The organism is Pseudoduganella sp. RAF19 (genome assembly GCF_052114165.1).
Lineage (GTDB): Bacteria > Pseudomonadota > Gammaproteobacteria > Burkholderiales > Burkholderiaceae_D > Rugamonas.
Window position 1 is genome coordinate 396,190 of sequence record NZ_JBFREF010000006.1, and the last position, 25,483, is coordinate 421,672.

At 61.4% G+C, this 25,483-nt stretch carries 27 protein-coding genes; 10 read left to right on the forward strand and 17 right to left on the reverse strand.

Annotated features, from left to right (window positions below; genetic code table 11):
• Window positions 1-48 precede the first annotated feature (48 nt).
• Window positions 49-1,083: a hypothetical protein gene (locus AB4Z19_RS18670; RefSeq protein ID WP_442035772.1), complete on the reverse strand. Its 1,035-nt coding sequence runs from the start codon at window positions 1,081-1,083 to the stop codon at window positions 49-51.
• 48 nt (window positions 1,084-1,131) lie between these two features.
• Here AB4Z19_RS18670 and AB4Z19_RS18675 point away from each other — a divergent pair, with 48 nt between their 5' ends.
• Window positions 1,132-3,042, forward strand: a complete 1,911-nt coding sequence (locus AB4Z19_RS18675; RefSeq protein WP_442022119.1) for a PAS domain S-box protein — start codon at window positions 1,132-1,134, stop codon at window positions 3,040-3,042.
• Here AB4Z19_RS18675 and AB4Z19_RS18680 read toward each other — a convergent pair.
• The 9 genes from AB4Z19_RS18680 to AB4Z19_RS18720 all read right to left on the reverse strand — a co-directional run bounded on the left by AB4Z19_RS18680 (window position 3,039) and on the right by AB4Z19_RS18720 (window position 12,294).
• Window positions 3,039-3,317, reverse strand: a complete 279-nt coding sequence (locus AB4Z19_RS18680; protein WP_442022121.1) for a gamma-butyrobetaine hydroxylase-like domain-containing protein — start codon at window positions 3,315-3,317, stop codon at window positions 3,039-3,041. The genes AB4Z19_RS18675 and AB4Z19_RS18680 overlap by 4 nt on opposite strands.
• Window positions 3,314-4,240, reverse strand: coding sequence for a HEAT repeat domain-containing protein (locus AB4Z19_RS18685; RefSeq protein ID WP_442035773.1), 927 nt, complete (start codon window positions 4,238-4,240; stop codon window positions 3,314-3,316). Before AB4Z19_RS18685 ends, AB4Z19_RS18680 begins: the two co-directional genes overlap by 4 nt.
• On the reverse strand, window positions 4,212-5,009 hold the full coding sequence (locus AB4Z19_RS18690; RefSeq protein ID WP_442022125.1) for an ABC transporter ATP-binding protein: 798 nt from the start codon (window positions 5,007-5,009) through the stop codon (window positions 4,212-4,214). Before AB4Z19_RS18690 ends, AB4Z19_RS18685 begins: the two co-directional genes overlap by 29 nt.
• On the reverse strand, window positions 5,006-5,797 hold the full coding sequence (locus AB4Z19_RS18695) for an ABC transporter permease (protein ID WP_442022127.1): 792 nt from the start codon (window positions 5,795-5,797) through the stop codon (window positions 5,006-5,008). The genes AB4Z19_RS18690 and AB4Z19_RS18695 overlap by 4 nt, the downstream gene beginning before the upstream one ends.
• Window positions 5,798-5,801: 4 nt before the next feature.
• On the reverse strand, window positions 5,802-7,196 hold the full coding sequence (locus AB4Z19_RS18700; RefSeq protein WP_442035774.1) for an ABC transporter substrate-binding protein: 1,395 nt from the start codon (window positions 7,194-7,196) through the stop codon (window positions 5,802-5,804).
• A gap of 17 nt (window positions 7,197-7,213) precedes the next feature.
• Entirely contained in the window at window positions 7,214-7,447 is a 234-nt protein-coding gene (locus tag AB4Z19_RS18705; protein WP_442022131.1) for a 4Fe-4S dicluster domain-containing protein, read from the reverse strand.
• Entirely contained in the window at window positions 7,432-9,171 is a 1,740-nt protein-coding gene (locus AB4Z19_RS18710; protein WP_442022133.1) for a fumarate reductase/succinate dehydrogenase flavoprotein subunit, read from the reverse strand. The genes AB4Z19_RS18705 and AB4Z19_RS18710 overlap by 16 nt, the downstream gene beginning before the upstream one ends.
• Window positions 9,168-9,917 carry a GntR family transcriptional regulator gene (locus tag AB4Z19_RS18715; protein ID WP_442022135.1) on the reverse strand — a complete coding sequence of 250 codons (750 nt, stop codon included), beginning with the start codon at window positions 9,915-9,917 and terminating at the stop codon, window positions 9,168-9,170. The genes AB4Z19_RS18710 and AB4Z19_RS18715 overlap by 4 nt, the downstream gene beginning before the upstream one ends.
• A 145-nt stretch (window positions 9,918-10,062) precedes the next feature.
• Window positions 10,063-12,294 carry a family 1 glycosylhydrolase gene (locus tag AB4Z19_RS18720; RefSeq protein WP_442022137.1) on the reverse strand — a complete coding sequence of 744 codons (2,232 nt, stop codon included), beginning with the start codon at window positions 12,292-12,294 and terminating at the stop codon, window positions 10,063-10,065.
• Window positions 12,295-12,412: 118 nt separating this feature from the next.
• Between AB4Z19_RS18720 and AB4Z19_RS18725 the strand changes: the two genes are divergently transcribed.
• A complete protein-coding gene (locus AB4Z19_RS18725; protein WP_442022139.1) occupies window positions 12,413-13,486 on the forward strand; it encodes a mechanosensitive ion channel family protein in 1,074 nt (357 codons plus the stop codon).
• 47 nt (window positions 13,487-13,533) lie between these two features.
• On the forward strand, window positions 13,534-14,766 hold the full coding sequence (locus tag AB4Z19_RS18730; protein WP_442035775.1) for a hypothetical protein: 1,233 nt from the start codon (window positions 13,534-13,536) through the stop codon (window positions 14,764-14,766).
• Here AB4Z19_RS18730 and AB4Z19_RS18735 read toward each other — a convergent pair.
• Window positions 14,763-15,059: a PsiF family protein gene (locus AB4Z19_RS18735; RefSeq protein ID WP_442022143.1), complete on the reverse strand. Its 297-nt coding sequence runs from the start codon at window positions 15,057-15,059 to the stop codon at window positions 14,763-14,765. The two genes, AB4Z19_RS18730 and AB4Z19_RS18735, sit on opposite strands and share 4 nt — an antisense overlap.
• A gap of 136 nt (window positions 15,060-15,195) precedes the next feature.
• On the opposite strand from AB4Z19_RS18735, the gene AB4Z19_RS18740 reads away from it, so the two are divergent.
• A complete protein-coding gene (locus tag AB4Z19_RS18740) occupies window positions 15,196-16,077 on the forward strand; it encodes a CsgG/HfaB family protein (RefSeq protein ID WP_442022145.1) in 882 nt (293 codons plus the stop codon).
• A gap of 1 nt (window position 16,078) precedes the next feature.
• Here the strand turns inward: AB4Z19_RS18740 and AB4Z19_RS18745 are convergent, their stop codons facing one another.
• Entirely contained in the window at window positions 16,079-17,386 is a 1,308-nt protein-coding gene (locus tag AB4Z19_RS18745) for a sodium/glutamate symporter (RefSeq protein WP_442035795.1), read from the reverse strand.
• Window positions 17,387-17,516: 130 nt separating this feature from the next.
• Here AB4Z19_RS18745 and AB4Z19_RS18750 point away from each other — a divergent pair, with 130 nt between their 5' ends.
• On the forward strand, window positions 17,517-17,765 hold the full coding sequence (locus tag AB4Z19_RS18750) for a DUF1059 domain-containing protein (RefSeq protein WP_442022147.1): 249 nt from the start codon (window positions 17,517-17,519) through the stop codon (window positions 17,763-17,765).
• Window positions 17,766-17,873: 108 nt separating this feature from the next.
• On the opposite strand, the gene AB4Z19_RS18755 is transcribed toward AB4Z19_RS18750, so the two are convergent.
• The 3 genes from AB4Z19_RS18755 to AB4Z19_RS18765 all read right to left on the reverse strand — a co-directional run bounded on the left by AB4Z19_RS18755 (window position 17,874) and on the right by AB4Z19_RS18765 (window position 20,771).
• Window positions 17,874-19,064 (reverse strand): TIGR04552 family protein, encoded by a 1,191-nt coding sequence (locus AB4Z19_RS18755; protein ID WP_442022149.1) that lies wholly within the window; start codon window positions 19,062-19,064, stop codon window positions 17,874-17,876.
• Window positions 19,065-19,144: 80 nt separating this feature from the next.
• A complete protein-coding gene (locus AB4Z19_RS18760; protein ID WP_442022151.1) occupies window positions 19,145-20,149 on the reverse strand; it encodes a cyanophycinase in 1,005 nt (334 codons plus the stop codon).
• A gap of 67 nt (window positions 20,150-20,216) precedes the next feature.
• Window positions 20,217-20,771 (reverse strand): FMN-dependent NADH-azoreductase, encoded by a 555-nt coding sequence (locus tag AB4Z19_RS18765; protein ID WP_442022153.1) that lies wholly within the window; start codon window positions 20,769-20,771, stop codon window positions 20,217-20,219.
• A gap of 81 nt (window positions 20,772-20,852) precedes the next feature.
• Between AB4Z19_RS18765 and AB4Z19_RS18770 the strand changes: the two genes are divergently transcribed.
• The gene (locus AB4Z19_RS18770) at window positions 20,853-21,269 is read left to right on the forward strand and encodes a winged helix-turn-helix transcriptional regulator (RefSeq protein WP_442022155.1); all 417 of its coding nucleotides are present in this window, start codon (window positions 20,853-20,855) and stop codon (window positions 21,267-21,269) included.
• 109 nt (window positions 21,270-21,378) lie between these two features.
• Window positions 21,379-21,534, forward strand: a complete 156-nt coding sequence (locus AB4Z19_RS18775) for a hypothetical protein (protein WP_442022157.1) — start codon at window positions 21,379-21,381, stop codon at window positions 21,532-21,534.
• Here the strand turns inward: AB4Z19_RS18775 and AB4Z19_RS18780 are convergent.
• Window positions 21,520-22,422 (reverse strand): LysR substrate-binding domain-containing protein, encoded by a 903-nt coding sequence (locus tag AB4Z19_RS18780; RefSeq protein WP_442022159.1) that lies wholly within the window; start codon window positions 22,420-22,422, stop codon window positions 21,520-21,522. The two genes, AB4Z19_RS18775 and AB4Z19_RS18780, sit on opposite strands and share 15 nt — an antisense overlap.
• Window positions 22,423-22,507: 85 nt before the next feature.
• Between AB4Z19_RS18780 and AB4Z19_RS18785 the strand changes: the two genes are divergently transcribed.
• The 3 genes from AB4Z19_RS18785 to AB4Z19_RS18795 all read left to right on the forward strand — a co-directional run bounded on the left by AB4Z19_RS18785 (window position 22,508) and on the right by AB4Z19_RS18795 (window position 24,217).
• The gene (locus AB4Z19_RS18785) at window positions 22,508-23,578 is read left to right on the forward strand and encodes a tartrate dehydrogenase (protein WP_442022161.1); all 1,071 of its coding nucleotides are present in this window, start codon (window positions 22,508-22,510) and stop codon (window positions 23,576-23,578) included.
• A 132-nt stretch (window positions 23,579-23,710) separates the two neighbouring features.
• Complete coding sequence (locus AB4Z19_RS18790; protein WP_442022163.1) at window positions 23,711-23,974, forward strand: hypothetical protein; 264 nt, start codon at window positions 23,711-23,713, stop codon at window positions 23,972-23,974.
• 9 nt (window positions 23,975-23,983) lie between these two features.
• The gene (locus tag AB4Z19_RS18795; protein ID WP_442022165.1) at window positions 23,984-24,217 is read left to right on the forward strand and encodes a hypothetical protein; all 234 of its coding nucleotides are present in this window, start codon (window positions 23,984-23,986) and stop codon (window positions 24,215-24,217) included.
• Here the strand turns inward: AB4Z19_RS18795 and AB4Z19_RS18800 are convergent.
• Complete coding sequence (locus AB4Z19_RS18800) at window positions 24,214-25,395, reverse strand: MFS transporter (RefSeq protein ID WP_442035776.1); 1,182 nt, start codon at window positions 25,393-25,395, stop codon at window positions 24,214-24,216. The two genes, AB4Z19_RS18795 and AB4Z19_RS18800, sit on opposite strands and share 4 nt — an antisense overlap.
• Window positions 25,396-25,483 lie beyond the last annotated feature (88 nt).

A 25,483-nucleotide genomic window follows, 5' to 3' on the forward strand; every position in this document is an offset into this window, starting at 1 on the left:
TGGAAAGCCGCGTTCTTAAAACTTGGCTCAGCAAATCTTAAATTCTTCTTAGTTGACTGGACGCACTGGCTGTTGCGCGGGCTCGCGATGGCGTATGCGGCGTGTGGCCCCATCCGGCCCGAACAGCAGCACCTGCTCAGCCATTTGTGGACGCTGGTCCGGCCCCGGCGGCAGCTTGTGCCCGGGCTGCCATTCGTAGAGCCAGACCTGGTAGCCCTTATCGAAGCGCAGTTCCTTCAACGGCTGGCCCAGCGCCGCGCGGGCCGCCTCGCGCGTGGGCGGCTGGACGCCCGGCTCGGGCGGATCGTCCATGTATTCAAAGCTGAGCAGGGTATCGTCCGGCCAGTTGCGGTCCCAGATCGGCGCGTAATAGCTGCGGTCGAGCAGGACCTGGCAATCGCAGTACGGAAGCTCGGAAGCCGGAGGTCCGCCGCCCGCGTAAGTCATACGAAAGGGCAGGACTTCCCGCCGCTCTCCTGACGTCGCAGTAACCGAGAATACCGGACGCTCGGTGAAGAACAAGTAGTTACCCTCGGGATCGGAGCAGACGCGGTCGGTGCTGGTGAACAGCTCACCCAGCCATGCGAATAGTTGCGAGTTGTTGGACACCAGACCCGCATCCATGCCGACCAGGCATTCCAGCCGCAGGTCCCCCAGACGCCGCATGCCTTCCGGCACGCCGGGGCTGCGCACTTCGGCGCGCCAGGTCATGGAACTGGTCTTACGGTTGGCGATCAGGGCAGCGTCTTCGCGCTGCAAGGTGTCGTTGTACGTGAGGGTAAAGCTGTTGTCCGGCGCGATCTTTACTGGCATGCTGGTCGAATCGCCGACGACTTTCAGTTCAATGCCCTGCATCTCAACAGTAGGTGTGCGCGGCAGCAGGCGGAACCTCAGCGTTGCCCCCGGCGCCAACGCCTGGGCATGCTCGAAACGAGCGATGCCTTTAAGCATTTTGCGATAGGATTTGTCGACAGGATCGCGCGTATTGCGCACAACCACGCTTGGCGCCGCAGGCTCCTGGGCCGGGACGGCGTTCCATGCCAGCATAAGGCTGGCAGTCAGCAGGCTTATGCAAATCCTCATGACCCCGATTGTGTCACATCTAAAAACGGAAGGCGTTACAATCGTCCGATGATTAAAGAACCCCCAACCAGCGAAGGATCGCCATCCCGCTATGAGTTGCTGGTGGAAAGCATCAGCGACTACGCGATCTACATGCTCGATACGAACGGCCATGTCAGCAGCTGGAACGCGGGCGCGCAGCGCTTCATGGGCTATCTTGAGGAAGAAGTGCTGGGGCAACACTTCTCCAAATTCCACACGCCTGAGGACCGGGCCGTTGGCGCGCCCGCGCGAGCGCTGGAAGCGGCGCTGAGCGAAGGCCGCTTTGAAAGCGAAGGCTGGCGCATTCGCAAGGATGGCACGCGGTTTTGGGCCAGCGTGGTGATCGATCCTATCTACACGCCGCGTGGCGAACATGTGGGCTTTGCCAAGATCACCCGCGACATCACGGACCGCAAGAATGTGCATGAAGCGCTGCGCGAGAGCGAGCGCCGTTTCCGCTTGCTGGTGCAGGGTGTCACGGATTATGCGCTGTACATGTTGTCGCCGGAAGGCTTGATTACTAACTGGAACGTCGGGGCGCAGCGCATTAAAGGATTTGCCCAGGATGAGGTGATGGGTACCCACTACCGCCGCTTCTTCACGCCGGAAGACCAGGCAGCGGGCGTTCCTGAACGCGCACTGGCCACCGCGGCGCGCGAAGGCCGCTACGAAAGCGAAGGCTGGCGAGTACGCAAGGACGGCACGCACTTCTGGGCGCATGCCGTGATCGATGCGATTTATGACGACAATCGAAAACTGATCGGCTTCGCGAAAATCACGCGCGACAATACGGAGAAGCGCCGCGTCGCGGAATCTCTGGAGCAGACCCGCGCCGCCCTGTTCCAGGCGCAGAAGATGGAAGCCATCGGCCAGCTCACCGGCGGTGTGGCGCATGACTTCAACAATCTGCTGGCGGTGATATCCAGTGGTATCGATATTCTGAAGACACAAAACCACGCGGGACCCACCGGCCGCGTGCTGGATGGAATGCGCCGGGCGGTGGACCGTGGTGCCTTGCTGACCCAGCAGCTGCTGTCGTTCGCGCGCCAGCAGCCCTTGGCGCCGGCGGTGCATCATCCGAATACACTGATCGCTGGCTTCGAAGCGGTGCTGCGCCGGGCGGCTGGGCCGCTGGTGCGCTTCGAACTCGATCTGGGGCCGCAGCTGGATAATGTGTCGGTGGATGAAGCGCGCTTTGAAGCCGCCTTGCTCAACCTGGTGGTGAACGCGCGCGACGCCATGCCGGACGGTGGCTCGCTCATCGTCGAGTCGCGCAACGTCGGACTGGTCGCCAATGAAGTCGGCACCCTGCCGACGGGGCGCTACGTGAAGGTGACGGTGCGGGACACCGGCACAGGCATGTCGCTCGCGGTGCGCGCACGGGCACTGGAACCGTTCTACACCACCAAGGAAGTCGGCAAGGGCACCGGTCTCGGGTTAAGCCAGGTCTATGGTTTCATCGCGCAATCGGGCGGCGACGTGGCCATCGATACCGCAGAAGGATTCGGCACTTCGATCCGGCTTTACCTGCCCGCCGTTGACGCCGCCGTGCAGCCTGCGGACGGCTTGGCCGATGCGCCTCGTGAAGAGCGCGTGCTGATTGTGGAAGACGATCAGCTTGTGCTGGCAGCCGCCGCTGAATTGTTCCAGACCATGGGCTATTCCGTGCTGAGCGCACGTGATGGAACTGAAGCCTTGCGCATCATGCAGCGCGAGCCGGACATCGACGTGGTATTCAGCGACGTGATGATGCCGAACGGCGTAACGGGCCTGGATCTAGCGCGGGAGGTGCGCACACGCTACCCGGCCACCAAGATCATTCTGGCTTCCGGCTATCCGGTACCGGCTCTGAAGAGCGAGCAGCAAGGTTTGGCGGAGTTCGACTTCGTGACGAAGCCGTACCGCCTGGCGGACCTGGCACGCCACCTGCGCAGTTAAAGACTTTTCAAATAGGGCCAGGGATAGATGCCGCGCTGGTGGCCATCGCTGAAGATGAGTTGTACGGCATAGGCGCCCACCGGCTCGATACCTGTCAAACGAACACCATCTGCCACGACTGGTACCCGCTGCGTACGCCGGCGCTCGGCGGTGCAGCCGGCGCAGCGGCAGCTCTGGCGCAGCAGCGTTTCTGGCAGCGCCTGGCGAGTGCCATCCGGCCATTCCAGTTCCAGCGCGCCTGTCGCGCGGCGATGACTGATCGACCTCGGCGTCATTGGCGGCCAATCTGCTCGATGGCGATCCGCACTGCCTTGCGCACTTCCGGATCGGCGTCCTGCTGCAGGGCTTCCAACGCAGGCAGGGCGGCGCGATTGCCGATTTCGCCCAGTGCCAGCGCCGTTTCGCGGCGCAGGTTGGCGATGTCGTGGCTGAGGAGTGGCAGTAAGGCGGGTACCGCTGCCGCGTCGCGCAGGCGGCCCAGGCTGCGGGCGGCGCGCAGGCGCACTTGCCAGTAGCTGTCCTGTAGCGCGGCGACCAGCTCGCCCAAAGCGTCGGCCAGCTTCAGCTTGCCCAATGTGGTCGCAGCCTCCTCGCGTACCTGCCACGCCGGATCATTCAGCCCCGCCAGTAGCGCCGGCAGCACGGATGCGTTACTGGCCAATCCGAGCGCACCTGCCGCCGCACGGCGCACTTCCTGATCCGCGTCGTCCGTAGCGAGCCGCGCCAGCGCGGGCAGGGCCGGGGTGTATTTCAGATAGCCCAGCACGGCGACTGCTTCACGGCGTATGGAACCTTCCGTGTCTCCCAGCGCCGACAAGGCCGGCACGATGCTTTCAGGCGCACGCAACTCGCGCAAGGCGCGCAACACGGCGTGCCGCACAAATGGCTGGTGATGGCTGGCATAAGGCGCCAGCAGGCGAGCCGATTGCGTGAGTTTGAGCTCGCTCAGGCTCTGCGCTGCTGCTGCGCGCACATCGGCTTCATCATCGGTCAGCAGTTCGGCGAGGCCGGAAACGGCTTCGTCGTTTTCGAAACCCTCCAGCGCCCGCGCTGCCTCTTCGCGCACGGCGGCTGCGGGATCACGCAGGGCGGCGACGAACAGCGGAGCGTGTTCGTCTTCGGCGATATCGCTCAGATCCAGGATGGCGATACGGCGCACTTCGCCATCTTCATGCTGCAGTCGGGATAGTAATTCCATGATTCTCCTTATGGGGCAATGCGCGCGGATGCAGCAGGTCGAGGCAATGGCGCTTCAGGCGCACGAATTCGAGCGACGTGACCAGGCCTGCGTGGCGCGGACGCGGGAAATCCAGCCGGATCTCGTCGATAATGCGGCCGGGGCGCGGGCTCATGACCAGAATGCGATCGGCGAGGAACAGCGCTTCGTCGATATCGTGGGTGATGAAGATGACGGTGGTGCGGATACGCCCCCACACTTCCAGCAGCAGCTCCTGCATGTTCAGCCGCGTTTGCGCATCGAGTGCGCCGAAAGGCTCATCCATCAGCAGCATGCGCGGATGGTTGATCAGCACTCTGGCGATCTCCACGCGCTGCTGCATACCACCGGATAGCTGCGATGGATAGCTGTTCTCGTAGCCCTCCAGCCCGACCAGTTTCAGCAGCGCGCGCGCCTGCTGGCGCCGTTCGCCGCGCGGCACGCCCTTCATTTTCAGGCCGAAAGCGACGTTGTCGATCACCTTCTTCCACGGGAAGAGCGTGTGCTGCTGGAACACCAGGCCGCGTTCGGGATGCGGGCCTTGCACCGGTTGGCCATCCACGCGGATGCTGCCGTGGCTTGGGTCCAGATGGCCCGCCAGTGCGCCAAGTAGCGTCGATTTGCCGCAGCCGGATGGGCCAAGCACGCAGATGAATTCTCCCGGCCGTGCCGACAGTGAAACCTCGTGCAGCGCTGCACGTCCGCCAAGGTCTACCTGCAAGTTGGCGATATCGATGGAACCTTGCGTCATGACGTTTTCCTCCCCATGAAGTACCACGGCATCAGCGCGTTGCCTGCCTTGCGGACCAGCACACTGCTGCCCATGCCGAACACGCCGATGAACAGCATGCCGACGATAATCTCCGGATAGTTCTGTACGATGTACGAGGACCAGGTGTAGTAGCCGATGCCGAATTGGCCCGAAATCATTTCCGCCGTCACCAGGCAAAACCAGGCCGTGCCCATGCCGATGGAAAGTCCCGTCACAATGCTGGGTGCGGCGGCAGGCAGCACTACCTCCGTGAATACCGATGCGGCGCCGCTACCCAGACTGCGCGCCGAAGCGATCAGACGGCGGTCAACGCCTTCCACGCCGTGAATCGTGTTGAGCAGGATCGGGAACAACGCGCCGATGAAGGTGATGAAAACCATCGACAGCTCGGACGATGGAAACATCAGGATCGCCAGCGGAATCCACGCCACGGCCGGAATAGGGCGCAGCACTTCCAGCGGCGGCAGCAGGGCATCCTCCAGAAAGCGCGAACGCCCGATTGCCAGCCCCAGCACAATGCCCAGCACGGCCGCCGCCGCGTAACCCGCGAACACCCGATAAATGCTGGCGCCAAGGTGCGTGAGCAGCTTGGGCGACTGGATCAATTCTCCTGCCGCCGCCAGCACCTCTTTGGGTGACGGCACATTGTTGAACGTCACCAGGCCAAGATTAACGTGGCTGGTGGACGCCCACTGCCATGCCAGCACGCAGGCAGCAATCGACAGCGCGCGCAGCAGCAGACGTTCAGGTTTATAGGTGGCAGCCATGCACTTAACCCGCGATCGCTGCCCGGACGCCGCTGAAGTCCAGCACTTTGCCGCTGTTCTTCCTGGCCCATGCCTCGGCGGACTCCTTCAGCAGGAAGGCGTTGATCTCGTTTTTGCCGCTGCTGACGAACCAGGCGTCGCTGGCAAAAAGCTTGATGCCGGTTTCGCGGTCCTGGGCGTAGACCGTACGGACTTTCTTGCCGGCCTTTTCCAGTTTGGCAAGATCGGCGAAGGCCGATTCAGGTGTCGCGTAATTTCGCACCAGTGGTTCGCCGGCCACCCAGATCTGCGCCACCCGCTTCACATCGGCAATCGGCTTGCCGGAGCTGGCATCCTTGCCGGTCAGCGGCAGCTTGGCGTAGTTCTTCAGCTGCGCGTCGTAATCCAGGCCGGACTGCTTGAAGGCGGCGCGGATATAGCGGTCGTCGATGAAGCTGTTCACATCCAGATCGCTGTCGGTGCGCTTCAGCAGGCGCAGGGTTTCGATGGAGGTTTTCACCGCCTGGCGATATTCCGGCTTCCAGCTCAGGTCACGCGTCTGCAGGCCCAGGGGACCATGGAAGAGATAGTTCACTTCCGCGTCGATGCCGGTCACTTTGGCCACCAGTTCACTGTATTTCTCCGGCTCGGCGGCGAACAGGCGGTCTGCTTCGATGGCTGCACGCAGGAAGGCAATGACGACTTCGGGATACTTCTGCGCATACTCGGCATCCACCAGGCTGCCGTGCAGGGTTGGGGCATTGGCCTGTGAGCCATCATAGATCTTGCGCGCATAGCCACGGTGCGGGAACAGTTCAGCGAAAGGCACGAAGTCGGCATGCGCATCGACCTTGTTGGTCTGCAGCGCAGAGCCGGCGATTTCCGGCGCTTGCGTGGTGATGTTCACGTCTTTCTCCGGGTCCCAGCCTTGCGCCTTGACTGCACGTAGCAGCATGCCGTGTGCGGTGGAGGCGAATGGAACGGAGATGGTTTTGCCTTTCAGCTCGGACAGAGACTGCACCTGCGATGCTTTCGGCACCACGATGCCGTTGCCGCTGCCTGTGGTACTACCCGACAAAACGCTGATGAAGAGGCTTTTCCGTCCCGCCTTCTGGAAGGCCGCGCCGTTGAAGGAACCCGGGAAATCGGCCATTGATCCGATATCCAGTTTGCCCGCCACCATTTCGTTGGTCAGCGGCGCACCGGAAGTGAAGTTCTTCCATTGGATATCGTATTGCGCATCCTTGTACTTGCCGTCATGCGGCAGATACTTTTCCAGCAGCTTCAGCTCGCGGATCAGGATGCCTCCTGTAGCGCAGTTGATGGTGGTGTCCTGCGTGCCGATGGCGACGCGAATGGTTTCAGCATTGGCTGCACCGAACAGCAGCGCCAGGGCCAGGCCCAGTAATGGTCGTTTCATTGATCTCTCCAGGAGTTTTAACGCAGCAAATAAGGGATGTCGACGTGGATGGCGCCGGTCGGGCAGTCCTTCTCGCAAGGCATGCAATACCAGCACTCGTCGAACTTCATGTAAGCCTTGCCCTTGACGAAATCGATGGCCAGAACGTCGAGCGGGCAAACGTCGACGCAGACCGTACAGCCTTTGTGCGCAATGCATTTGTCTTCATCGACACTGACCGGCACTGTGGCAATGTTCAGAGTTGTTGGCATAGTTCCCTCTCTTCCTTGTTGATGCGCAGCCGCTGGTAAGCGGTCTTTTCCTGTTCATCCAGCTTGACGATGTAAGGCTCGATCGGACGTTTGAAGCAGGTCATGGCGCCGTTCTGCTTTTGCAGCTGCACGTGCACGAACCAGTCGGCATCGTTGCGTTCCGGATGATCAACCCGGTAGTGGTAGAGGCCCCAGCGGCTCTCGGTGCGATACAGCGAAGCGCGCGCCGCCATCTCGGCACAATCGCGGATCGCGTGCACTTCCATGGCGCGCATCAGCTCATGCGGATTGCGCGCGGAAAGGCGGTCCAGGTCTGCGCGGATCGCTTCGAATCGCTGAAGTCCAATTTCCATCTTGCGTGTGACCTTGGGCGGCTGCAGATAGTCGTTCACCATGCGGCGAAGCTTGTATTCGACCTGGCTGGGCGGCAGGCCATCCTCGCGCGACAGTGGCGCCCAGACACGTTCGCGTTCGCGTTCGACCTGCGCTTCGTCGAATTCCGGCAGCGGGCGCTCCGCGCAATAGCGTGCGGCGCTTTCACCGGCCAGTTTGCCGTAGACGAAGGCGCCCAGCATGTAGTTGTGCGGTACGCAGGCCAGATCACCCGCCGCGTACAGGCCTGGAACCGTGGTTTCGGCATGTTCGTTGACCCAGACACCCGAGGCGGAATGACCACTGCACAAGCCGATTTCGGAAATGTGCATTTCCACCATCTGCTCGCGGTAGTTGGTGCCGCGGCCTTCGTGGAAGCGGCCGCGGCTCGGACGTTCATTCGTGTGCAGAATCGTTTCGATGGTGCTGATGGTTTCTTCCGCCAGATGATCGAGCTTCAGGAATACCGGCCCGTCGCCGCCTTGCAGTTCGCGGTAGAACTCCATCATCATCTGCCCGCTCCAGTAATCGCATTCGATGAAGCGCTCGCCCTTATTGTTGGTCGTGTAGCCGCCAAACGGGCCGGTCACGTAAGCGCAGGCGGGTCCGTTGTAGTCCTTGATCAGAGGATTGATCTGGAAGCACTCGATGCCCGACAGTTCGGCGCCCGCGTGATAAGCCATGCTGTAGCCATCGCCTGCATTGGTCGGGTTCTCGTAAGTGCCGAACAGATAACCGGATGCGGGCAGGCCAAGACGGCCCGCAGCGCCGGTGGCCAGCACCACAGTCCTCGCGCGAATCACGTGGAAGTCGGCCGTGCGGCAGTCGAACGCCATGGCGCCCGCAATGCTGCCGTCTTTCGCCGTCAGCAGGCGCGTGGCGACCAGACGATTGGTAATCTCGACGCGGGCACGTTTCAGCCGCCGGTACAGCACCTTTTTGATGTCGTGCCCTTCCGGCATGGGCAGCACATACGTGCCCATGTGGTGAACTTTGCGCATGGCGAAGTCGCCTGTTTCGTCCTTCTCGAATTTGACGCCCCAGCGGTCCAGCTCTTCGATCATGTCATAGCTGTTCCGCGCGTAGGCCATCACCGTTTTCTGGTTGACGATGCCATCGTTTGCCGTGGTGATCTCTTTCACGTACTGCTCCGGCGTAGCGAATCCGGGAACGACGGCGTTATTCAGGCCGTCCATGCCCATGGATATGGCGCCGCTGCGCTTCACGTTGGCCTTTTCAAGCAGCAGAACACGCAACTCGGGATTGGCTTCCTTGGCTTTTACCGCCGCCATCGGACCGGCGGTGCCGCCGCCGATCACCAGCACGTCAACAGTCTGGATATGAGTATTCATGGGGATTCCGTGGTTGAAGGGCGGCGCGCTATGTGAAGGCGGTACTGAAAGGCGTCGCCGCGGAAGTAGAGGTATTCGAAATCGAGTGGTTTCCCGTCCGCCGTATGCGTCAGACGTTCGATGCGCAGTACCGGCATGCCCTCGTCGATCTGCAAAGCCGCCGACAGCGCATGGTCGGCCAGGATGGCATCGATCTGCAGGCTGGCCGTGCCGAGTGCAATGCCGTAATCGTTTTCCAGGATCAGGAAGATATCGCGCGTGGCCAGGTCCTCCTGGCGCAAGCGTTCGCCCAGTTCCGCTGCGACGTACGTGACTTCGAGCGATACCGGCTCGCGGTTCAGCAGGCGTATGCGCTTGATTTCAGCCACAGCATCGCCTGCCGCGAGCCGCAGTTGCTGCGCTACATTCGGCGCCGCGCCCACGATCTGGAAGCCGGCCAGCCGGTTATAGATCTCATAGCCGCGCCGCGACATGGCTTCGGCGAAGCCCTCAAGCTGGCTCAGTTCCTGGAACGCCTTCGGTTTGGAGACGAAAGTGCCTTTGCCGGGCAGCTTGAAGATCAAGCCTTCCTTCTGCAGATCGTTCAGCGCCTGCCGCACTGTGATACGGCTGACGCCAAACGCTGCGCCAATCTCGCTTTCCGCAGGCAATTGCGCATGCGGCGGATATGTCCCGTCGAGAATGCGTTCGCGCAGGTTCTCTTTGACCTGGGCATACAGCGGTAGTGGCGAAACAGGCTGGTTCATGAAAATGCTCGCAACCTGTTATGACAGGTCATGATCGTTGGGATGAAACGATCTTATCGAGCACTTTCAGGCATGAAAACGAATCAATTCGCGCTTGCATATGCACTGGTGCTGCATATGCAAATGCGCGAATCGAGAATGGACCTCAGTTGCTGCCGTAATGTGCGGCTTGCGCGGCACCGCTCTCGGCCAGTGCCGTGGCGGTATCGAAGTAGCGGGCCAAGGCATCGTCCAGTGCCGGCAGCAGGATGCCGCGTTCGCTGGTCAGGGCGGAGAAGGGCGGCTGGGCTGCGCAGCTATCGAACGAAGCTGCCGGGCGTGCCAGCAAGCCGCTGGCATCCACGCCGGCCAACTGGCACGCGCGCTGGGCAAACTGATGCCAGCTCAGTGCTTCGTTATTCGACAAGTGCCAGATGCCGCTTTCCTTGTCGATCAACAGGTCGAGGCAAGTCTGCACCAGGTCAGGCACGTAGGTCGGTGAAACGATCAGATCGTCCGCTGCCGGAAATTGCCCGCCCGCGGCGAGTGTCTGCATCGCCAGCGTGAGGAAGTTGTGGCAGTCCCACGGGCCGAAGAATGCGCTGGTGCGGACGACCAGCGACTGAGGGTGAATGCTCAGCATGCGGCGTTCCGCTTCAACCTTGCTGCGGCCGTAAACGTTGAGCGGTGCTACGGCATCGCTCTCGACGTACGGTGCGCCTTTGCTGCCATCGAATACCAGGTCACTGGAAAAACTGAGCAGGCGCAGTGCATGGGTAGCACACGCCACGGCCAGCACCGTGGCGCCATCGGCGTTCTCGCGCAGGCAGCGCGCTGCATCGTTCTCGGCCTGGTGCACGCGGACGTAGCCACTGGCGTTGATAATGGCCCAGGGCTGGTAGCGGCGGATTGCAGCGTCGACGGATGAGGGATCGGTGATGTCCATCTGCTGCCGTGTCAGCACGCGGTAAGCCAGATTGCGTTGCTCGCAGATGCGCACGAAGGCCGAACCCAGCGTGCCGGTGGCGCCGCTGATCAGGATCGGCTGCACGGGACGCTGCGGAAATTGGCGGTCGGTCGGCAGCGCGGCCAGGCTGGTGCTGGTCGCGGCGGGAGGGCACAGGAAACGGCCCGGCCGGCGCCACCAGCCGACGCCTTGCAGTACGGGATTGGAGAGCTGGCGTCCGGTGGCCAGTTCGCGCATCATCTCCGCCAGCGCGGTGGGACGCGGCACCGGCGCGCGCAAATCGAAAGCCCCGGTTTCGTAATAGCCTTTGCGCTCGGTGACCAGACAATTCCAGTCGAAGGAGCCAAGCAGGGACCACACCGTGACGGCGCGCAGATCGGCGCCGCGCTGGCGCACATGGAGGGAGGCATTCCAGATTTCGTGCAGCCAGCGCAGCTGGTCTTCGCGGTTGGCGTCGATGTGGGCCTCGGTAACCGCCATGGGCAGCTTATATCGCTCCCACACTTCTTCCAGCAACGGGCCGATGCCTGGTGTCGGCGTGGCCAGCGCACGCGCGGTTTCGATATCGGCGAAACCGTCGACACCGACATACCGTTGCGGGTAGCGCGCCGCGCGGTGATCGAGCCAGCGCTCACTGGTGATGTAGTAATTCAGGCCGATGATGTCCGGCGGACAGGGATTATCGCGGAACCACAGCAGTTCGTCTTCGCTCAGGCCACCGCGTTCGCGCAAATAGTCCCACAGCGCATGCTGCGAATCGATACGGCCGCACAGCATGTCCCACGCCAGCCAGCGGCGTTCATTGTAGAAGGCAGCCCATCCCGCAAGTGGGGGTGTGCTGTAAGTCTTGCCCAGATCATCCGTCTGTACCAGCTTCGCTTGCGGATTGACTGCGCGGATGGCGCGCATCGCCATCACCGTCGCCTTGCATTGATAAAGCAGCGCGCGCAGAAAGGTTTTGTCGTCGCGGCCATGCGGATACCACACGCCGTACAAGCCGCAAAAGCGCGCGGTGGTCAGCGGTTCATTGACCGGTGTGTAGTATTCAATCCATGGGTAGCGCTGTGCAACGGCGCCTGCATACTCAGCCAGCTGCTCAGGAAAGGCGGGATCGACCAGACTGGTATGGCGTGGTCCGCTGCCGTGATGGACCAGCCCAACGATGGGCGTTACGCCCAGTGCCTGCAAAGCTGGCAGCCGCTGGTCCGGCTGGGACCAGTCAGCAGTATCCAGGCCATCCGGCGCCACGCGCTCCCACAGCACGGGGTAGCGCAATGCGCGAATGCCGAGCGCAGCGAAGCGGTCGAGGTCATCTTCGCGGCGGTCATGCCCATTTTGTTCAATTTGACTGAAGTATTGATCAGAGACGCGGTTGACGGTGCCTTCCAGTCCGCCCCACAGTTCGATGGTGGTTGGCTTGATCGTGGACATGTTCTTCTTTGTTGGTCGAGGAGGCAAAAAGTATCGCCAAATTTTTGTCGGGGTGGCGCAACCTTGCCTTCAGTCATGCGTGCGCGGCAGCGAAATTCACTTCGCTACACTGGCGGCCATGCGATTTTCATTTCTCGGAAATACACTGCAGGAATGGGGGACCGCGCTGACCGTGATGGTGGCTGCGGCCGTCGTGCTGTACCTCGTAAAGTGCCTTGCCGTACGGCGTCTCGCCGTGATTGCAGAGCGCACCACCACGCCGGTCGACGACTGGCTGGTGCGCATGCTGCGCGCCACGTGGCTGCTGACAATTATCATCGGCGCGGCCTGGATCGGCAGCCAGATGCTGGACTTGCCGCACAAGCAGCTGACCTGGATGTGGCGCGTGACCGCCACCACGCTGCTGATCCAGGCCGGCATCTGGGGCGATAGCCTGATACGCTCGTGGCGTGGCCACTACCGGCGCAAGAGCGAGACTGGCGCGTCGGCCACCTCGGCTGCCATCATCGATTTCATTTTGCGGCTGGTGGTCTGGATCGTCTTCACCCTGATGGTGCTGGACAATCTGGGCTTCAACATCACGACACTGGTGGCCAGCCTGGGCATCAGCGGTATCGCGGTGGCGCTGGCGGTGCAGAATATTCTGGGCGATCTGTTTGCCTCGCTGTCCATTGTGCTCGATAAGCCTTTTGTGGTGGGCGACTTCATTATCGTCGACGATAAGCTGGGTAGCGTGGAGTACATCGGACTGAAGACCACGCGCCTGCGTGGCCTGGGCGGCGACCAGATCATCTTTTCCAACGGCGATATTCTGAAAGCGCGCGTGCTGAACCAGACGCGCATGCAGACCCGCCGCGCATCCTTCATCCTGCGCGTGCGGCGTAACACCAGCGCGGACGACTTGCGCGTGGTGCCGCAGATCCTGCGCAATGCGGTGATGGCGCAGGAAAAGACGGCCAACTTCGAGCGTTCGCACTTCTCAGGCCTGGGCGAATGGTCCTTCGATTTCGAGACGGTGTACTGGATCAAGTCGCCCGACTATTTCGTGTTCATGGATACCCAGCAGGCCATTTTCCTGGCCGTGGTCCGCGAGCTTCAGTCGCGCGGCATCGAGCTGGCGGTGCCAACGCGAATTGTGCTTCCCGATCAGTTAAACTCTGCACCTTCGAACGCGCAAAGAAGGAGTGTATGAAAAAACTGGTCTTGGGAGGACTTGCTATGTTGATGGCGGGGAGTGCAATGGCCGCATCTGTGCAGGACGTGGCGGAGCGTTACCGCAAGCTGGTGCTGGCGGTCGGCCAGTATGATGCGAATTATGTGGATGCCTACTATGGTCCTGCGGCGCTGCAGGAAGAGGTGGCGCGCAGGAAGCAGAGCCTGGCGTCTATCCGCAGCGAGGTGCAGGCTGCGCGCCGCGATATCGCAAAGCAGAAACCGCACAATGCGGAAGAGGCGCTGCGTATCGAGTTCCTGTCCAAACAGCTGCGCGCGGTGGAAGCGCGGGTCGATATGCTGGATGGGAAGAAGTTCACGTTCGATGAAGAGACGGCCGTGCTGTACGACGCTGTCTCGCCGCATCACGACCGCGCCTACTACGAAGCGATCGTGGCCGAAGTGGACAAGCTGGTGCCGGGAACCGGCCCGCTGCCTGAGCGCCTGAAAGCCTTCCGCGGCCAGTTCGTGATTCCGAAAGATCGCCTGAAGCAGGTGTTCGATGCGTCCATCGCTGCCTGCCGCGAGCGCACCATGCGCTATGTGGAGCTGCCGAAGAACGAAAGCTTCGTGATGGAGTTCGTGAGCAACAAGCCATGGTCCGGCTACAACTGGTACAAGGGCAATGCGCACAGCCTTATCCAGATCAATACCGAATTCCCGATCTACATCGAGCGCGCGCTGGACCTGGGGTGCCACGAGGGCTATCCGGGTCACCACGTGTACAACGCACTGCTGGAGCAGGAACTGGTGAAGAAGCGCAACTGGGTGGAGTTCAGCGTGTATCCGCTGTATTCGCCGATGTCGCTGATCGCCGAGGGCAGCGCGAACTATGGCATTCAGATGGCTTTCCCGGATGATGAGCGCGTGGCTTTCGAGCAGAAGACTCTGTATCCGCTAGCGGGACTCGATCCCGCCCTGGCGCCAAAATATGCCCAGTTCCTGAAGCTGATGGCGAAATTAAGCTACGCGGATAACGACAATGCACGCGAGTATCTGGAAGGCCGCTTCACGAAAGAGCAGGCGCAGGAGTGGATGGTGAATGTGGGCCTGTATCCGCCGGAGAAATCGGCGCAGCGCGTGTCCTTCTATGACGCGAACCGTGGCTATGTGATCAACTACAACCTGGGCCAGGATCTGGTCAAGGCCTTTGTGGAGCGTCACGCGACGGCCACCGATCCGGCAGCCGCCCGTGCACAGCGCTGGGACGCTTTCAAGCAGTTGCTGTCGTCCCCACGCCTGGCCAGCGGTTTGCGTTAAGCCGCCTTCTTCGCGCTCAGGCATTCCTTCATGAATGCCTTGCGCTCATCGCCTTTTTTGCCTGCCGCGTCCGCGTTGCAGGTCTTCATCTTTTCTTGCTGAGTCGGAGCCTTTGCGGGCTTCGCGCTCAGGCATTCCTTCATGAAGGCTTTGCGCTCGTCGCCCTTCATGTCTTTGGCGTCAGCGTTGCAGGTCGCCATCTTCGATTGCTGGGAGTTCTTGGCAGGCGCTTCCGCGGCATGAGCGGACACGGCAAAGAACATGGCGATGGAGGCAGCGATCAGTTTGTTCATAGGTCAGATCCTTATAGAAGTTAGCCTTTCGGCTTGGTAACTATATACGACAAATAATCGGCGGCGGAAGTGGATTTTTCGTCGTTGTGGCCTATTCTTCAATGTGCGGTTGAGTGAAAAAAAGGGGAGAAATACCATGAACAGACTCATCGTATCAACGGCGCTCAGTGCAGCCGTCGCCATGGCATTGGCTGCATGCGCGGGAACAGAACCTAAACTGGGCGGTGGCGGCACCGTAGCGACCGGCGCTGCGGGTGGCGCCCAGGCTGCAAACGCCAATCCACAATTGGAAAAATGCGACAAAACGCTGGGAACGCTCGGCGTGGTGGAAGATACCGCTGCGCCGTGGTATCACCAGCTGTCGCAATACAAGCTCGGATCGACTGTGCCGGTGCTGCGCATGATGATCCAGCAGTCGAACTGCTTCGTTATCGTCGAACGTGGCAATGCCATGAACAAGATGATGATGGAGCGCCAGCTGTCGCAATCGGGAGAGATGCGAACCGGTAGCAATATGGGCAAGGGTCAGATGGTGGCGGCGGATTACACCATGAGCCCGACCATCACGTTCAGCCAGAAAGGTACGGGCGGTATGGGCGGCATGCTGGGCGGTGCGGGCATGCTGGGCAGCATTGCCGGTGCGGTGGCTGGCGGCCTCAAGTCCAATGAAGCCTCGACCACGCTGCTGATGATCGATAACCGCTCCGGTGTGCAGCTGGCGGCGGCCGAGGGTAGCGCCAAGAACTTCGACTTCAATGTCGCTGGCGGCTTGTTCGGTGGCGGCGCCTTTGGTGGCGCGGGCGGTTATTCAAATACGCCAGAAGGCAAGATTCTGATCGCGGCCTTCATGGATTCGTACAACCAGCTGGTGCGGGCGGTGCGCAATTACAAGGCGCAGGAGGTGGCTGGCGGCATGGGCACTGGCGGTTCGCTTGGCGTGCAGGGGGGTACGACGCCGGCGTCCCAGGCTCTGGATAAGCCGGCGGCAACCACCGATAAAAAGGGTAAGAAAAAGTAGCTTAGATCCGCAGGAAGGCGGCGATCACTGGCGCATTGGTCAGGTCGATCAGGAAGCCGCCCGTTGGTGGGACGATCGTCGTGGCCTGGGGCGCCGGGCCACGCTGCCGGGTGATTGCGTCCATCGCCGCGACGGCCGTGGCGGTGGAGCCGATACCGTAGCCGGTCAGACCCGCCGTTGCGACGGCGGCTTCATAGTTGCGTCCCAAGATCGGATAAACGATGGCCGCTGCGAAGGCCAGGGTGACGATTGTGTTCACGGTGAGGATGGCGAGCATCGGCCCGGCAACTTGCGCCAGTTCCTGCAAGTTCAGCGCGGCCAGGGTGACGGCCAGGAAAAGGGACAGCAGCACAGCGGCGATTTTAGTGATCACTTCGCTTTTTAGCCATGTGGCGCCGCAGGCATCGTGCATTGCACGGATGGCGAAGCCGACCAGCAAGGCGCCCATGTAGGCGGGCAGCGTGGCGCCCAGCTTGTCCAGGCCGTAGCTGGCCCAGGCGCCGGCTTTGACGCAGACGGCGATCAGCAGGGCATGTCCGAGGGCGGACCAGCCGAGCGCCGCCACCGCCCCCACGTCAGCAAAGAAGCTCGCAACCACGACCGGCGCGCGGGTGGCGCCAATGGCGTCAGCCTGCACCTCTGCGCTGCTGGCACGCGCGCCGCGCTCCGCAGAGGCGGGCAGGGAGGTGTGCTTGCGCAGGAGCCAGGCGCCGAGGGGGCCGGAGAGGAGGGCGCCGGCGACCAGGCCAAAGGTGGCGGCGGAGGCGCCGATGGTGGCGGCTGCGGCCAGGCCCGCTTGCTCGAAGCGCGGGGCGAAACCGAGGGCGGTGCCGTGTCCGCCAACCAGCGTCAATGAGCCGCACGCTACACCCAGCAACGCCGGAGCGCCGAGCGCCACAGCGACCGCCACACCAACCGTATTCTGCAAAACTGACAACACCGTCGTCGCGACCAGCAGCACGAGCAGCATCCGTCCGCCCGTACGCAGCAAACGCAGCGGCGCCGCCAGGCCGACGCAGGTGAAGAATCCAATCAGCAAGGGCAGATTCAAATTCTTGAGTGGACGCGTCGCCCATTCCGGCTCAACAGTTACCAGCCAGGTCCACCATCCAGCATCGACCTTGCCTGCGAACGTAAGCGGCATACCTGCAACGCGCAGGGCCAGCAACACCAGCGAAAACAACAAGCCACCGACCACCGGCACCGGAATATTGAAGCGCGCCAGCACCTGCACGCGGCGCAGGACGGCTTCGCCCAATAACAGCACGGGAACGGCAAGCGCAAGCAGATACCAGGCGGAGAGCGTCATGACGGACAAGATAAGTTTGAACGCGGCAAGTATTGCCGTGCTGCCCTACGCTGTCAAACCGCATTGCAGCATGCGGACCGCGGCCTATCATGAAGAGACAGACTGCTAACCGCAGCATGGGAGAACTGAAATGAGGAAATATATCGACTGCCGCGAATTCCCCAGCGAGTCGCATTGCAGCATCGCCATCTCCGCCGACAGCGAAGAAGAGCTGCTGACCATCGCCGTGCAGCACGCCATCGCCAGCCATGGCTATACCGACAGCCCTGAACTGCGCGAGGGATTGCGCAAGCTATTCCATGATGGGATGCCGCCGGAGCACGTCCACCCCGCAGCGGCGCCCGTAAGTGAGCGGCCTGTGTCGCCTACACGGCATTAGCCTGCATTCGGCGGATCAATGATCCGCCCTACAGCGGAATAGGTTGGGCGGATGATTGATCTGCCATTGTTGAAGCGGAATACGAGTTACGTAGTTACGTAGGGCGGATCATTGATCCGCCATTGCGAACTGGCCTGCGCCTGCATCGGCAGCCTCGGCGTGCTTGTCCAGCCAGCGAATCAGCTCGCGCCCCAGCACGCGCAGGCGCGCTGTTTCCACCTGGCGGCGCTTGTAGGCGTCATGGCTTGCAGGGCCGCTCAAGCTGCGGCCGTGGCTTGCCTTGTCCATCAGCTGAATCTCATACTCGAAGAAAAAGCCCACGTCATAGTCCGGCCCCGCAGTCGCCGGATCATCCGGCGGCACGTGAATCATCTTGCGCACGGTGACCTGAATGCTGCTGAAGCCCGCCCCACTGTGCGGATTATCGCTGCGCGTCTGCGGATGCGCGATCTCCAGCAATTCCTCATCCATCTTCTGCAGGAGGTCCTGTGGATACTCAGGACTGCTCTCCAGCATGCAGCGGTACTTGCTGAAGATTTCTTTGGCTGCCTCCAGATCGAGCAGCGTATTGCGCGTGCGCTGAGCATGCACATTGGTGACCGAAATAATGTGAGCTCGCTGCAAGGTCCGCAAAGCCAGCAGACACTCGAAGCGCGTATTGAAAACCAGGCGCACGCCCAGATGGTCGAAGATGTCGGCCGCCAGATATTCCGCTTTCTGTAGCAGCTTGAGAAGAATGCTGTTACGTCCCTTATTGTTTTTGCGGTCGAAGTGCAGCAGCGGCAGGCAGACTTCGCCATCGGTCAGGAAATGATGGCCGTCTTCCTCGTGAATCACCTCGTCCAGGCTGGCAAACACCTGTTCACGGATCGTGTTGAAGTAGCGTAGCTTGAGATTGTTATCGATGTAGAAAATGCCGTGCATGACCTTCAGCACCGCGCATGACCACATGCGCCGCACATCGCATTGCTGTCCGCGCAGGGATGCATACACCAGCAGCATCAGCGGATCTTCCGGCGCGCGCACCGCTTCGGGGATCAGCATTTCCTGTCCCGCTTGCAGAAAATTCTCGGTGATGAAGTGCACCGCCTCGCGATGGGCGCGGGCGATCACCTCACGGGCGTGTGGATTGTCGATGTCGAAGCCGTACTCACGCACGAACTGGCGCGCGTCGTGCTCATTGCGCAGCGCGAGCTCGCCCAGATCAATCGCCGATACGCCGGAAGCGATGGCATTGAGATAGGTCCAGTTAAGTGAGAACTTGCCTTTGCTCTTTAATGAGGCCCGATGTTCTGTCATAGTTTGGGCGCAATCGTTAAATCTCCTAAGCAAGTATGCAACTGTTGCCTGCGACGCCGCAAGCCTGTGGTGAAAAAGCGTCAGTAAATCGCGCCACCGGGCTGGGTTGAGCTCAGCACGCCGCCGATGGCGGAGATCGAATAGCGTGTGGTCGAACCGCCATAACCCGCCCAGTTGCGCAGGTCGAAGTTGCCGTCGCCGGACAGACGCTGGGTATCGATATTCTTGTACGTCAGCGGCATTTTCGGCTGGCAGACCTGCGGAATACCGACCGTCTGCATGAAATAGGCTGAGCCAACGCCCACGCGGCTGGCCGTTCCGTTGTCGACCAGCAGAGCCGTTTCGACATCCACGCCGATACCGCGCGCCATGCCCGCCCAGCCATCGTTGACGATGCGCGCCATGAAGGTGATCAGACGGCCCATGCGGTCGCGCGCGTCGAGATGGGGATCGGCAATCAGCCCACCCAGTCCGGGCAGGGTGAGGAAATTGCGTTCCAGGGTGATGCGTTTGTCGAAAGGATTGGCCAATGCGTCGGGCGAAGTAATGCTGCCATTCAGGGCGGAGTAGCCGAACTGCCCCATCAGGGCCAGGCCCGCGCTGGTGCCGCCAATCGGGATATTGTGACTGGCCAGTTCCTGAATCGCCGCCTGCACCGGCGTGCCTTCCCAGAAGTTGATGTAGTCCGACTGGTCGCCACCGGCGATGAACAGTGCCTCGGCGCCTTTGATGCGGGCGATCACGAAAGGATCATTGGCCGCGTCGCGGCTCGGAATGACCAGCGTTTCCACCGACTGCACGCCGCCCATGGCGTAGATGTAGGGGTTGTACGCATCCGTGCCGCGGCTGCGGATCACCACGAAATTGCCGCCGCCGGACTTTTTGATCATCCAGGCAAAGGCCGCGTCCACATCGGGGCCGCCGCCCATCAGCACCAGGCTTGGTTTGTTCGGATGGGGTAAGACAACATCGGTCGGATCGCCCACAGCGTCGTACTGATATGGCTTTCCCGCGTAGGCGAGGGGCGCTGCGAGCCAGCCGGCAAGCAGTACGACGATTGCAGCGAACCGGGACAGGCGTGCCATGGCGGGCTCCTTGATGAGCGAAACGGTAGAGCCATTCTACGCTTCGCTCATGCAATCCAGCCCGCCTTTATGCTGCCTGTAGTGCGGCCGCATCAGCCAGTGCGGCTTCCATGGCGCGCTGGCGCTGCTCGTCGCCCATGGCCACGCCTTCAGCGCGCACAAATTCCACTTGCGCGCCGAGGAAGCCAAAGAAGCCGGTCAGATAGCTTTCCTGATGATCCAGCGCCGCCATGGGCGAGGGCGCGCTGTAGATGCCGCCACGCGTGGACGCAACGATGATGCGCTTGTCGCCGCACAGGCCTTGCGGACCATTGGCGCCGTAACTGAAGGTCTTGCCGGCGACGGCCAGGCTGTCGATCCAAGCTTTCAGCTGGCTTGGCACGGCGAAGTTGTACATGGGCGCGCCGATGACGACCACGTCGGCGGCCAGGAATTCATCCAGCATCGCGCTGGCGCCCGCGGGTCCGGCGTTCAGGTGCGGCACCGGATCGGCGGCTAGGTCGCGATAGGTGAGGGCGGCGCCCGGATTGGCGCCGGTCAGGCGTTGCACGATGGCGGCGGTGAGGCGGCGGCTGACGGAATGCTGGCCGGTGATGCTGGAATCAATATGCAGAATCTTCATGGGCTACTCCTGTAAGTAAGGAACAATTTGTTCGTGGCGCCATGTTAGACTTTGAAGAGATTCAGACAAGGAGGCACTTTTATGAGCGATACGAACACTTTTGTGCGCGCCGACCACGAGGCTTGCACATCGGTGACCGATGTCCTGGCCCGAATCGGCGATAAATGGACGGTGCTGGTGGTCGGAACACTGCGCGATGGTCCGCTGCGCTACAACGAGATCCAGCGCCGTGCGGAAGGCATCTCGCAGCGCATGCTGACGCTCACGCTCAAAGGCCTGGAGCAGGATGGACTGGTGAACCGCACCATGTACCCCACCATCCCGCCGCGCGTGGATTATGAGCTGACCGAATTAGGACACAGCCTGATCGCCCCTTTGCGCGTGCTGTTCGACTGGGCCACGGAACACCGTCCGGAAATCGTCGCAGCACGCAATGCATTCGAAAGCAAATCAAGCGAACGCGCGGCGGCGCACGCGGCATTTTTTGCACCGAAATAAGGCCTTTTGTCGCGTTCTGTTTCTGGTGTTAAAGCGCGTAAATTCAGTTACTTTCACGGGGGCGCGGCGCTAATCTCGAACAGGTCGAGGTAGATCTGTTGAGGGAAAAGTGAATGTCGAGAAGCGAAAATTGGCGGAGTGGCTAGCGACGGCGTTTGGCTTTATCCTGGCCCTGCTGCTGATGCTGGCCGGTGTCGGTTCATGGCGGTTGGAAGCGTTGAGGACGCTGCTGCACCGCTTGCTGAATGAGTTACAGGGCAGGTGAGCCCAGGTACTGTTCCAGGAATTCCACACACACGCGCACCTTGGCCGAGCTGCCAAGGCGTTGAGGATAAACGGCCCACACATTGGCGTCCTGCCGGTAGTCGGGCAGCAGCTGCACCAGGCGGCCTGCGTCGATATGCGGCTGCGCATCCCATAATGAGCGCAGCACGATGCCTGCGCCTTCCATTGCCCATTGCAGGGCGATCTCGCCGTGGTTGGTGGAGAGCGTCCCCGTCACCTTCACTGTTTCATCCCCGGCCGGTCCGCGCAGGCGCCATATGCCGAAGGGCAGATCACGTTCCTTGATGGCGAGGCAGTTGTGGCTGGCCAGATCCTGCAGGCTTTTCGGCGCGCCGCGGCGGGCGATGTAATCCGGCGATGCACACAGCACACGGTGGTTGGCCATCAGCTTGCGGGCGATGAGGTCAGGCGCGATGTCGTCGCCGACGCGGATGTCGAGATCAAAACCTTCGGCGACAATGTCCACCAGGCGGTCGAAGACTTCGAAGCGCACCTGTAAATCCGGGTAGTGCTGCTGGAGCTTGACGATAGCTGGGGCCACCACATTGCGGCCGAAGCCGAAGCTGCTGCTGATGCGCAGCTGCCCTCGCGGCGTGCTGCGCTGCTGGGCCACTTCATCGAACAGTTGATCGAGATTGTCGAGGATGGCCTGGGCGCGGGCGTAAATGCGTTCGCCATCTTCCGTGATGGTCACCCGGCGTGTCGTGCGATGGAACAGCTTGACGCCCAGCGTATCCTCGAGGATGCCGATACGCTTGCTGACGTAGGCGGGCGACATGCCCAGTTCCGCCGCTGCAGCGGCAAAGCTGGCCTTGCGCGCGGCCATGGCGAACACGCGCAGATCTTCGTTTTCCAGAGAATTGTTCACGATTCGTGTTTTATTAATTCACGTTTCGCTAGATTATAAACATTTCGTGCGGCGGTATGCTGTAGTCATCAAAAGGAGCAAAGCCATGAAGACACATAAAATCGCTGTTCTCGCCGGTGACGGCATCGGTAAGGAAGTCATGCCTGAAGGCCTGCGTGCCGTGAAGGCTGCTGCGCAGCGCTTCGGCATTTCGCTGGAGTTCGAATCGTTCGAGTGGGCCAGCTGCGACTATTACGTCCAGCACGGCAAGATGATGCCGGATGACTGGCATGCGCAGCTGTCGGGCTTTGATGCGATTTTTTTTGGCGCCGTGGGCTGGCCGGAGACGGTGCCGGATCACATTTCGCTGTGGGGATCGCTGCTCAAATTCCGCCGCGAGTTCGACCAGTATGTGAATCTGCGCCCCGTGCGGCTGCTGCCGGGCGTGCCATGTCCTTTGGCGAACAAGAAGCCGGGCGACATCGATTTCTACGTGGTGCGCGAGAATACCGAGGGCGAGTATTCTTCCGTGGGCGGCAAGATGTTCGACGGGACCGAGCGCGAGGTGGTGCTGCAGGAGTCGGTCTTCACGCGCAAGGGCGTGGACCGGATTCTGAAGTATGCATTTGAACTGGCACAGTCGCGTCCCAAGAAGCATCTGACTTCTGCGACCAAATCGAACGGCATTTCGATCAGCATGCCGTATTGGGACGAGCGCGTGAAGGCGATGTCTTCTTCCTACCAGGACGTGCGCTGGGACCAGTACCACATCGACATCCTGTGCGCGCGCTTTGTGCTGAGCCCTGAACGGTTTGATGTGGTGGTCGCATCCAATCTGTTCGGCGACATCCTGTCCGACCTCGGTCCCGCCTGCGCCGGCACGATCGGCATCGCCCCATCGGCCAACCTGAATCCGGAACGCAGCTTCCCGTCGCTATTTGAACCGGTGCACGGCTCCGCGCCCGACATCTACGGCAAGAACATCGCCAACCCGATCGCCATGATCTGGTCCGGCGCCATGATGCTCGACTTCCTCGGCCACAAAGACGCCCACGACGCCATGGTCCGCGCCATCGAACTCGCCCTGATCGAAGGCCCCCGCACCCCCGACATGGGCGGCACCGCCACCACCACCAAAGTCGGCCAATCCATCGCCACCGCCATCACCGGCGCATGATCTTGGTCTGCATCAAATTGCACATTTGATGCAGACACTATGCTTCCCTCACACAGGGGAGCATGGGACAGGATCGCGGGTAGAAAGCTGGGGGGGGTGGCTGCTCTGTCTGCGTCATTTTACGTGGGAGCGGTGATTGGCAGCATCGCGGTGGCGGCGGGCCGAACAGTCAGCGAAGGAACGTTGCTTGCGGATGTGCTCAAATGGCGAGGCGAGGCGGTGATGAAAGATGGATTGCTGTTATTGCTGATCGGGCTCGCTTGCGCGGCCGTCGGATGGATGTTCTGGCATTACGCCGGAAAGTATGCGTCGTCGCTGCTGCTGATCGTGGTGCTGCTGTCCGTCGTGGCGGACAATTGGCGGCTGCGGCGGGAGCTGGAGAAGCTGAAGCGGTAGAATGGGGGCATGGATAAGCCCTACGAACCTATTGCCTGCGAAATTCACGACGAGTATCTGGCGCTGGCCAGCTTGCGGCGTGAGTGTGAGCTGACTGTGATGCAGGACGGTGAAACCACCACCGTCCGTGGCGTGATCGAAGACGTGTACACGCGTGACAAGGCGGAGTATCTGCAGTTGCGCGATGGTCCAACCTTTCGGCTGGACCAGATCGTCGCCATCAACGGCAAGCCGCTCGCTTAACTGGCTTCGGCCGAGAAGGATGCTGCGCCGTTAGATTCGCGGCGGTCCATCCACGATGCGTAGGCTGTCAGCAGCAGGGCGGCAACCGCGACAACGGCGGCAACGTAAGGCAGTGTGTCCAGCGCGTAGCCGTGGGACAGCACCGAGCCGCCCAGCCAGGCACCCAGCGCATTACCGAGATTGAAGGCGCCAATATTCAGGGTCGACGCCAGGTTAGGTGCATGCTTTGCCTTCTCCACCACGCGCATCTGCAACGGCGGCACGGTCGCAAACGCTGCGATACCCCAGACGAAGATCGTGGCCACGGCCGCCAGCTTGTAATGGCTGGTGAACGCGAACGCCACCATGATCACCGCCATCAGGGCCAGGATGCCCATCAGCGACGGCATCAGCGCGCGGTCGGCCAGCTTGCCGCCAATCGTATTGCCGATGGTGAGGCCAAAGCCGAACAGCACCAATACCAGCGATACAGCGCTCGGCGAGAAGCCCGTTACATCGACCAGAATCGGCGCGATGTAGGTGAACACCACGAACACGCTGCCGAATCCGACTACGGTCATCATCAGCGCCACCCAGGCTGCCGGTTCAGCCAGCACGCGGACTTCCTGGCCCAGGCGGGCGCCGGCGCTGTCCTGACGATTAGGCACCAGCGCGCTCAGGCCCGCCAGCGACAGCACGCCCATGGCAGCCACGATCCAGAAAGTGGTACGCCAGCCGAATTCCTGTCCGATGAAAGTACCGAAAGGCACGCCCAGCACATTCGCCAGCGTGAGGCCGGTGAACATCATGGCAATGGCGCTGGCGCGTTTGTCCGGCGCGACCAGCGAGGCGGCGACCACGGAGCCGATGCCGAAGAAGGAACCGTGCGTGAACGATGTGACAACGCGCGCCACCATCAGCATGTTGTAGCCCGGCGCGATCGCGCACAGCACGTTACCGATGATGAAGATCCCCATCAGCAGCTGGAGCGCCAGCTTGCGGCGCAGTTTATTGGTCAGTACGGCCAGCAGCGGCGCGCCGACCGCCACGCCAAAGGCATAGCCGCTGACGAGCAGGCCGGCGGCAGGCAGCGACACCGACAGGTCCCGCGCCACGTCGGGCAGGATGCCCATGATGACAAACTCGGTTGTTCCGATCGCGAAGGCGCTGATGGCCAACGCCAGTAGTGTGATAGGCATTGCAACTCCCCATTAAGGTTGAATGCCATGATTGTGGGGATGAGGCTGCCGTTTGATAATTGGTCTACAATTTGAAGTATCTTCAAAT